The following is an 8,810-nucleotide window of genomic DNA, read 5'->3' as shown; positions in this document are numbered from 1 at the left end:
CAGTTGAAGGCCCAGCTCATGGAGGCCCTGTCGCGATGAAAAAGAAACCCGCCGCCAAAAAGGTTTCCGCCACGGCCACCGCGAAAGCCAAGCCCGACGCGCTCACCCCGCTCGTTGCGGAGGTCCGCAACCTCATCCAGTCGGCCCGCCGGGGCGTGGCCTCGGTCGTCGATACGTTTCAGGTGATGACGAACTTCGAGATCGGTCGCCGCATCGTCGAGCACGAGCAGAAGGGCGCAAAGCGGGCGGAGTATGGAAAAGAGCTCTTGGGAGAACTCTCGCTCCGATTGTCGGACGAGTTCGGAAAAGGGTTTTCCGTGAGCAATCTCCAGTTAATGCGAAAGCTCTTCCTCTCCTACCAAGGCCGAATTCAACAGCTACGGCGCCCGCCGCGGCAACCACGAAGTGATGATGCGCGGCACCTTCGCCAACATTCGCATCCGCAACGAAATGGTGCCGGGCGTCGAGGGCGGCGTGACCCGCCATGTGCCCACCGGCGAGCAATTGGCGATCTACGACGCCGCCATGGCTTACAAGGCCGATGGCACGCCGCTGGTTGTGGTTGCCGGCAAGGAATATGGCACCGGCTCCAGCCGCGACTGGGCGGCCAAGGGCACCACGCTCCTGGGCGTTCGCGCCGTCATCGCCGAAAGCTTCGAGCGTATCCACCGCTCCAACCTAGTGGGCATGGGCGTGCTGGCGCTGGAATTCGCCGCCGGAACTGACCGCAAATCGATTGGCCTCACCGGTGAGGAAGTGTTCGAGATCACCGGCCTCGCCAGCCTGCGGCCGCGCCAGATGCTCAGCGTGGCGTTTACCCGTCCCGACGGCAGCACCGGCAGCTTTGAAACGCTGTGCCGGATCGATACGGAGCAGGAGCTGGAATATTATTACGCCGGCGGCATCCTGCCCTACGTGTTGAGGAATCTCGCAGCGGCATGAACTGGCAGACCATCGCAATCGAAGCGGCGGGCTGGATCGGGGCAGTGCTGGTGCTGGCAGCCTATGCGCTGGCCAGCGCCGGCCGCCTCGATGGCCGTTCGACGCTGTTTCAATGGCTCAATCTGGTGGGCGCGGCGGGATTCGTAGTCAATACGGCCTGGCACGGGGCAATTCCGTCGATGGTGCTCAACATCATCTGGTGCGGGATCGCCATTTTCACGCTGCTGCGCGCCCGGCGGGCCTAGGCGCGTTCAAACAGGCTGGGCTTGATGATGCCCCACTGCACCACCGGCCAGCCGCGTTCCATGGCAATGGCAACCAGCGCCGCATCGGGATTGGCGCACAACACGGTACCGCCGGTTTCCAGCGCCAGTTCAAAACATGGCAGGTCGCTGTGATGGTCGCTGGTGAAATGCACCACCGCACCCGCAAGTCCTTCGCGGGCCAGCCATGCCTCCAGCGCGGCGCGTTTGGCCGCGCCGTAACAATTGTCGCCGGCAAGCTGGCTGTGGACATTACCGCTCCGCCGCACCGCTTCGGTTGCGACCACATCGGTAAAACCGAGCAGGCTGGCGATTTCGCGCACATAATAGCTGTGGCTGGCAGACGCCACCACCAGCCGCCGCCCGCCGGCTGCATCGCGGCTCACCGCGGCAGCCGCCGCCGGCAAAACATGGGCTGCAACAAACTTTTTGGCAAACCGCGCCGCCGCCGCGCTCAGCCGGGCCTCGCCCACACGCCGCCCGATCAACCAACGGTGCGACCACACCTTGATGGCATCGCGCTGCATCAACCCCAGCCCGAACGCGGCGCCGCCCAGCGCCACCACCGGCAGCAACAGCACCCGCCACGGCGCCTCGCGGCGCACCCAGAACGCCAGAAACGGCAGCCAGCTGCCGGCATCGGTCAACGTCCGGTCAAGGTCGTACACGGCCACTTGGACCGAGGACGACATGGGGGGAGGCATAGTTGCACTTGGCATTTGGTCCAGCATAGCCCAGTTTGACGGCCATGGGCAGCAACATCATCTGGCACGATGAAGGCGGCAGTGCAGTGCGGGTCGCGCTGTCAGGCCCGCTGACCATCGATGATGTGGCGCATTATTCCAATGCCTTGGCAGCGCAGCCGCCGCGCGCACCCGGCCTTGCTGTCGATCTGTCTGCCGTCACTGCCATCGATACGGCCGGCGCGTGGGCGATCAACGGCCTGATCGATCGCTGGCAGACGGCCGGCTACCCCGCCTATTTGGAAGGTGCATCCCCGCAGATCGACCGGCTGATCACCGCACTCGCCACGCCGCCCGCCCCCGTCCTCCGCCGTCCCGATACCGGCAACCCGCTGGTGCACCGCGTTGCGCGCATCGGCGCATCGATCATCGCGTTGACCAATAACACCGGCGGGTTCCTGGCGTTCCTCGGCCAGACGCTGGTGGTACTGGGTGCCACGCTGATCGGCCGGCGCCGGCTGCGCTGGCACGCCGTGGTGCATCAAGGCGAAGCCATCGGCGTCAACGCGCTGGGCATCATCGGGATGCTGCTGTTTCTGGTCGGGCTGGTGGTGGCGCAGCAAGGTGCGGTGCAGCTGCGCCAATTCGGGGCAGAGGTGTTCACCGTCAATCTGATCGGCCGCGCCACCACGCGCGAACTCGGCATTCTGCTCACCGCAATCATGGTCGCCGGTCGGTCAGGATCGGCATTCGCGGCGCAGATCGGTTCGATGAAGCTCAATCAGGAAATCGATGCACTGCGCACCATCGGGCTTGATCCGATTGCGGTGCTGGTGGTGCCGCGGGTGATCGCCTGTTCGCTGATGATGCTGGGCCTGGCCTTTTATGGCGGCGTGTGTGCGCTGATCGGCGGCGGGCTGTTTGCCTGGTCGGAACTGGCGATGCCGCCCGGCGCGTATGTCACCCGCCTGCAGGAAGTGATTCCGATGTCGGATTTCGTGATCGGCATGATCAAGGCCCCGGTGTTCGGTTTCATCATCGCGCTGATGGGGTGTTTCCACGGCCTGCAGGTCACCGGCAATGCCGAATCGGTGGGCACCCGCACCACGCAGGCCGTGGTGGAAGCGATCTTCGTGGTGATCGTGTTCGATGCGTTTTTCGCGTTCTTTTTCAGCTCGCTGGGCTATAATTGATGGAACGCCAGCACACATCGCAGTCCCTTGCGCCCACGTTGGACGATGATGCCGATGTGGCAGTGCGGGTGCGCGGGCTGGTCACCGGCTTTGGCGACCTGGTGCTGCACGATCAGCTCGATCTGGATGTGGCACGCGGCGAAATCCTCGGGTTGGTGGGCGGTTCGGGCAGCGGCAAATCGGTGCTGATGCGCACCATAATCGGGCTCAACCAGGCCCGCGCCGGCAGCGTGTCGATCATGGGCCACGATGCGCTCAGCACCGATCCCGATGTGCGTCGCGATCTGCGCCGGCAATGGGGCGTGCTGTTTCAGGAGGGCGCCCTTTTTTCCGGGCTCACGGTGGCCGAAAATATCGAAGTGCCGATGCGCGAATTTCTGAAACTGCCCGATGCGGTGATGGACGGGCTTGCCGCCGCGCGGCTGCGCCAGGTGGGCCTGCCCGACGACAGCGGCCCCAAATTCCCGTCCGAACTGTCCGGCGGCATGCGCAAACGCGCCGGGCTGGCACGGGCACTTGCGCTCGATCCGCCGCTGCTGTTCCTTGACGAACCCACGGCCGGGCTCGATCCGATATCGGCCGCCGCGTTCGATGGGCTCATCAAGCTGCTCAAGGAAACGCTGGGATTGACATTGTTCCTGATCACCCATGATCTCGACACGTTGATCGCCATCTGCGACCGGGTGGCGGTGCTGGGAGACGGCAAGGTGCTGGCGTGCGGAACGGTGGACCAGCTGCGCGCGTTTGATCATCCGTGGGTGCAGGAATATTTCGGCGGCCAGCGCGGGCGCGCCGCGAGCGGGAACAGGGCCTGATGGAAAATCGCAGCAACTATGTGATCGTCGGCAGCGTTGGGCTGGCAATGATGGTCGGCATCTTCGTGATGGTGCTGTGGCTGGCGCGCGTATCGGGCGGCGATACCCAGTTGTACGATATCCTGTTCAAACAATCGATTTCCGGGCTGGCGCTGGGCTCACCGGTGCAGTTCAACGGCGTCACCGTGGGCAAGATCAGTGACATCCAGCTGTTGCCGGCTCGCCCTGAGTTCGTGCGCGTGCGGATCGCGATCACCGACGACGTGCCCGTGCTCAAGGGCACCACCGCCGGGGTGGAAGGCGTCGGCTTCACCGGCGTGTCGCAGATCCAGTTGCAGGGGGCCATACAGGGCGCGGCCCGCATTGTTGCGCCCGGCCCCTACGGCGTGCCGATGCTCCCCCCGCGCGACGGCGGCTTCAGCGATCTGCTCGCCACCGCGCCGCAAGTGTTGTCGAACGTGTCGCGTCTTACGGAGCGGCTGAACGACGTGCTCAAGGACGAAAACCGCGCCGCGCTGGCCGGCATCCTCAAGAATGCCGACATCGCCACTGCCACGCTGGCAAACACGGGCCCGGATCTGGCCGCCGCGCTGGCCGAAGCCCGCACCACCATGACCGCCGCTACCGCCACCCTGCAACGAATCGAAGCCCTTGCAGCGTCGGGGCAAACGATGGTCGACACCGATATTCGGCCAATGGCAGCCGATCTGCGCCGCACCGCCGCCCGCGCCGAAGCCACGCTGGCCAAGGTGGATGCGCTCGCCGCGAGTGCCCAGCCCGGCGTGGAGATGTTGACCAACCAGACGCTGCCCGAAACCACGCAAATGATCCGCGAGCTGCGGGAAACCACTGCGCGGCTGGGCGCGATAGCAGCCAAGCTGGATGAAGACCCGGCCGGCGCGCTGATCGGCGGCCGCCGCTTGCCCGAATATCAGCCGCCCCAGGGGAACCTCAAATGAACCCGCGCCCGTTCCTGATCGCCGCCGCTGCCCTGCTCACCCCTGCCTTGCTCGCTGGCTGTGGCCCGCTGGTGCAGGTTGGCGGCAATGCGCCGGCGCCCGATGCGCTGCTGGTCTTGCGCGCCGATGCGCCGCGCCCCGAATGGACCGGCCCTGCCGCGCTGGGGGATACGCTGGCGGTGGCGGTGCCCGACGTTCCTGCCGAACTGCAAACCATGCGCCTGCCAGTGCAGGTGAGCGCGGCGACGCTACAATATCTGGCCGGTTCCAGCTGGTCGGAACAGCCCAACCGCCAGTTTCAGCGCCTGCTCGCCGATACGTTGGCCGGGGCCGGCGTTGCTGTGATCGACAGCCGCGGCGGCACTGTCGCGGCGGCCCGCGCACTCACCGGGCACTTGCGCGAATTTGGCCTGGATGTACGCGGGGCGCCGATGGTGCGTGTGCGCTACGACGCGCAACTTGCCGGCCCGCGCGGCGCCGGCTCCGTAGCGCTGCGCAGCTTTACGGCCGAAGAGAAAGTCGCCAGCCAGCAGCCCGCTGATGTTGCCGCCGCCCTGAATCGCGCCGCCAACCGGCTGGCCGGCGAAGTGGCGGTCTGGATCAAGGGCTGAAAGCAGCCCCACCCAATTGAGCGGTTGCGGGGCGCGCATCCTGTCCTACAACAAGGCAAATCCGCCTTGGGAGTTTTCATCATGCCTTTTGTCCGCCCCGATGTCGCCAATCTGCTCGCCATGCTGGCCGCGCAGCCCGGGCCCAAGCTGAGCGAGATTACGCCCGCTGAAGGCCGCGCCATGATGAGCGGCATGACGCAAATGCTCGAACGCCCACGCGGCGAAATCACCACCGCCGATCTGGTTATCCCCGGCAACATTCCGGCGCGGCTCTACACCCCCGCCGACCCGGCCGGCCCCGTGCTGGTTTACTATCATGGCGGCGGCTGGGTAATCGGCGATCTCGACACGCATGATCCGCTGTGCGCCGAAATCGCTCGCCAGCTGGGCATGCGCGTTGTGTCGATCGATTATCGCATGGCCCCCGAAGCGCCCTTCCCCGCCGCCACCGAAGATTGCATCGCCGCCGCGCGCTGGATCGCCGGATCGCCGGCCGAACTCGGCGGGGCCGTCACCGGCCTCATCCCGGCGGGAGACAGCGCCGGCGGCAATCTCGCTGCCGCCGTCACCCGCGAACTGCACGGCACGCTGGCCGCGCCGATCATCGCCCAGTGGCTGATCTATCCCGCCACCGACATGACCGAAGCCGAAGGCTCGATGGCCGAATTCGCCGACGGCTATCTGCTCACCAAGGATTCGATGGACTGGTTCCAGGGCCACTACATGAACGGCGCGGAAAACCGGCTGCTCCACCCGTGGGCCAGCCCGCTGCACGCCGAAACGCTGGACGGCCTGCCGCCCACGCTGGTGTTCACCTGCGGGCTCGATCCGCTGCGCGACCAGGGCCGCGCCTATGCCAGCCGCCTGATCGAGCACGGCGTGCGCGTGCTTTACCGCGAAGCTGCCGGGCAGATCCACGGCTGCTTCACCCTGCGGCAGGGCATCCCGAGCGCGCACGACGATCTCAACGCTTGCATCACCGATCTGAAGTTGCTGCTGGCGAACGCATGACGCTTCCTTCAACCATCCCGCGCGAACATCCCTCTGGCCTGCCGTACCGCCCCTGCGTGGGGGTGATGCTGGTCAACGCCGACGGCCTGGTGTTCACCGGCCAGCGCCTCGATCAGATGGTGGAAGCCTGGCAAATGCCGCAAGGCGGGATCGATCCCGGCGAAGACCCGTACGACACCGCGCTGCGCGAACTGTCGGAAGAAACCGGCGTCGATCCCGCCCTGACCAGCCTTTTGGGCGACACGCCGCACTGGCATTATTATGACCTGCCCGACGAACTGATCGGCCGCCTCTGGAAGGGCCGTTATGCCGGCCAGCGCCAGAAATGGTACGCCTTGCGGTTTCTGGGCACCGACGCGGACATCAACATCGCCACTGCCCACCCCGAATTCCGCCACTGGCGCTGGAGCCCGCTCGACACGCTGGTGGACATGGCTGCGCCGTTCAAGCGCGAGCTTTATACCGATGTGATCGGGGTGCTGCGGCCGTATCTCTGAACCCACCACCGTCGCCCCGGACTTGATCCGGGGCCCCGCTTCCTCTCCCTACGCGGCAGGGCCAAAACGCTTCGCCCGATTGGCAAGCCAAAGAAAGCGGGGCCCCGTGTCAAGCACGGGGCGACGAGCGCCTATTGGGGAGGTGATGCTGCGACTGCTCTGGGGTGGTTAGCTGCCGTCAGCACGGTCCATGCCAGAATACGCCTTGGCTTGGCTCCGAATAGCAGGCTGCGGGCATTGGAAGGTCCGATTTGCGGCGAGGAATCTCATAGCCCCAGCCTCCATCAAAACCGGCTTGGATCGTGATGTCCACGCCCCATGTGTACACCGTAACGTCCTCAGGGCGAAGACTTGCGATAACCCCAGGCCATTGTTTTTTTGGAACATTATTCGAACCGCTTGGCTGTTTAGGCGGGTGCGTGTTCATGAGCGCCTGAGCCTCGGCCCGGATCCCCTGTAGCTTCGCAGGATCAGAGATGGGCCGGTTACAGCCACTAAGCATAAACATTGCCGACAATGCGGTGAATGTGATCGTCGCGTTTATCCATCGGCGCATCACGGCAGTGGAGCACATTCGTCGAAAGACTGCTACTGGTGCGCAAGCTGCCGTGCCTCCAACAGCCGCTACCTCAAATCAACCCCGCCAACGGGCTCGACGGGTCGGCATAGCGGCGCTTGCCCATCCGTCCCGCGCGGTAGGCGAGGCGGCCAGACTCAACGGCCAATCTCATCGCGCGGGCCATCAATATCGGGTCCTTTGCTTCGGCGATGGCGGTGTTCATCAGCACGCCGTCGCAGCCCAGTTCCATCGCCACCGCCGCATCCGACGCCGTGCCCACGCCGGCATCGACCAGCACCGGCACGCGGGCATTTTCGATGATCATTCGCAGCGTCACCGGGTTCTGAATGCCCAGGCCCGATCCGATCAGGCTGCCCAGCGGCATGATCGCGGCGGCGCCAAGGTCTTCCAGTTTCTTCGCGGCGATGGGATCATCGGCGCAGTAAACCATGACATCAAAGCCATCCTTCACCAGGATTTCGGTCGCCCGCAGCGTTTCGGCCATGTCGGGATAAAGCGTGCGCGCTTCGCCGAGCACCTCCAGCTTGACCAGGTTCCACCCGCCCGCCTCGCGCGCCAGCCGCAGGGTGCGCACGGCATCGTCGCCGGTGAAACAGCCCGCCGTATTGGGCAGATAGGTGAAGCGTTTGGGATCAAGAAAATCGGTCAGCATCGGCTGGCTGCGATCGGTGACATTCACCCGCCGCACTGCCACGGTGACGATTTCCGCCCCGCTGGCTTCGGCGGCAGCAGCGTTCTGGGCATAATCCTTGTATTTGCCGGTGCCCACAATCAGCCGCGAATTGAAACGGCGGCCGGCGACTTCCCAGCTGTCATCTTGCCCACCACCAACAAAATGCACGATCTCCAGCGCGTCGCCTTCGGCCAGCACCACCTGCGCAAAGGTCGATCGCGGCACGATGGCCAAGTTGCGTTCCACCGCCACTTTTTCGGGCGGCAGGCCAAGACTGATGAGCAGATCGGCGATGCTGCTGCTGGGTGCCGCACAGCGCGGGTCACCGTTCAGGGTTATCGAAATATCCGTCATCGTCATCACCGGCCGGTGGCGGCGGCCAGCACAGCCGCGCGCAATTCGGGGATACCCTCACCCTTTTCGGCAGATGTGGCAATCACTTCGGGATAGGCGGCGGGGTGGATGCGGCTGGCGGCCAGCGTCGCTTCGTACACCTTTGCCAGCTCGGTCGGCTTGATCTTGTCGCCCTTGGTCAGCACCACCTGAAAGCTCATGGCGGCCTTGTCGAGCATGCTCATGATCT

Annotated in this window: 10 protein-coding genes and 3 pseudogenes; 9 read left to right on the top strand and 4 right to left on the bottom strand. The window is 65.1% G+C overall.

Features of this window, described 5'->3' with window-relative positions; genetic code table 11:
- Nucleotides 1–224: hypothetical protein (locus ACESL8_RS04100; RefSeq protein ID WP_372916243.1), on the bottom strand; the 224-nt coding region annotated here is incomplete at its 3' end.
- Between ACESL8_RS04100 and ACESL8_RS04095 the strand changes: the two are divergent.
- The 3 genes and pseudogenes from ACESL8_RS04095 to ACESL8_RS04085 form a co-directional block, all read left to right on the top strand.
- Nucleotides 156–320: pseudogene (locus tag ACESL8_RS04095) on the top strand (DUF1016 N-terminal domain-containing protein); the annotation flags it as partial. The gene ACESL8_RS04100 and the pseudogene ACESL8_RS04095 overlap by 69 nt on opposite strands.
- Nucleotides 321–363: 43 nt before the next feature.
- Nucleotides 364–942 (top strand): annotated as a pseudogene (locus tag ACESL8_RS04090) (aconitate hydratase); the annotation flags it as partial.
- Nucleotides 939–1,187 carry a hypothetical protein gene (locus ACESL8_RS04085; RefSeq protein ID WP_372916239.1) on the top strand — a complete coding sequence of 83 codons (249 nt, stop codon included), beginning with the start codon at nt 939–941 and terminating at the stop codon, nt 1,185–1,187. The pseudogene ACESL8_RS04090 and the gene ACESL8_RS04085, both read left to right, overlap by 4 nt.
- Here the strand turns inward: ACESL8_RS04085 and ACESL8_RS04080 are convergent.
- Nucleotides 1,184–1,897, bottom strand: a complete 714-nt coding sequence (locus ACESL8_RS04080) for an HAD family hydrolase (protein ID WP_372916237.1) — start codon at nt 1,895–1,897, stop codon at nt 1,184–1,186. The two genes, ACESL8_RS04085 and ACESL8_RS04080, sit on opposite strands and share 4 nt — an antisense overlap.
- Before the next feature lie 56 nt (nt 1,898–1,953).
- Between ACESL8_RS04080 and ACESL8_RS04075 the strand changes: the two genes are divergently transcribed.
- From ACESL8_RS04075 to ACESL8_RS04050, 6 genes are all read left to right on the top strand, one after another.
- Entirely contained in the window at nt 1,954–3,081 is a 1,128-nt protein-coding gene (locus ACESL8_RS04075) for an ABC transporter permease (RefSeq protein WP_372916235.1), read from the top strand.
- Entirely contained in the window at nt 3,081–3,896 is an 816-nt protein-coding gene (locus tag ACESL8_RS04070; protein ID WP_372916233.1) for an ABC transporter ATP-binding protein, read from the top strand. Before ACESL8_RS04075 ends, ACESL8_RS04070 begins: the two co-directional genes overlap by 1 nt.
- Nucleotides 3,896–4,855, top strand: coding sequence for an MlaD family protein (locus ACESL8_RS04065; RefSeq protein WP_372916231.1), 960 nt, complete (start codon nt 3,896–3,898; stop codon nt 4,853–4,855). The genes ACESL8_RS04070 and ACESL8_RS04065 overlap by 1 nt, the downstream gene beginning before the upstream one ends.
- Complete coding sequence (locus ACESL8_RS04060) at nt 4,852–5,466, top strand: ABC-type transport auxiliary lipoprotein family protein (protein ID WP_372916229.1); 615 nt, start codon at nt 4,852–4,854, stop codon at nt 5,464–5,466. Before ACESL8_RS04065 ends, ACESL8_RS04060 begins: the two co-directional genes overlap by 4 nt.
- Nucleotides 5,467–5,547: 81 nt before the next feature.
- The gene (locus tag ACESL8_RS04055; RefSeq protein WP_372916227.1) at nt 5,548–6,477 is read left to right on the top strand and encodes an alpha/beta hydrolase; all 930 of its coding nucleotides are present in this window, start codon (nt 5,548–5,550) and stop codon (nt 6,475–6,477) included.
- Nucleotides 6,474–6,974: an RNA pyrophosphohydrolase gene (locus ACESL8_RS04050; protein ID WP_372916225.1), complete on the top strand. Its 501-nt coding sequence runs from the start codon at nt 6,474–6,476 to the stop codon at nt 6,972–6,974. Before ACESL8_RS04055 ends, ACESL8_RS04050 begins: the two co-directional genes overlap by 4 nt.
- 629 nt (nt 6,975–7,603) lie before the next feature.
- Here the strand turns inward: ACESL8_RS04050 and thiS are convergent.
- Nucleotides 7,604–8,581 (bottom strand): sulfur carrier protein ThiS, encoded by a 978-nt coding sequence (thiS, locus tag ACESL8_RS04045; RefSeq protein WP_372916241.1) that lies wholly within the window; start codon nt 8,579–8,581, stop codon nt 7,604–7,606.
- A gap of 5 nt (nt 8,582–8,586) precedes the next feature.
- A pseudogene (locus tag ACESL8_RS04040) lies at nt 8,587–8,810 on the bottom strand (YihA family ribosome biogenesis GTP-binding protein); the annotation flags it as partial.

The sequence above is a fragment of the Sandarakinorhabdus sp. genome, from assembly GCF_041689835.1.
Lineage (GTDB): Bacteria > Pseudomonadota > Alphaproteobacteria > Sphingomonadales > Sphingomonadaceae > Sandarakinorhabdus.
This window is presented reverse-complemented; position numbering and strand designations above follow the sequence as displayed.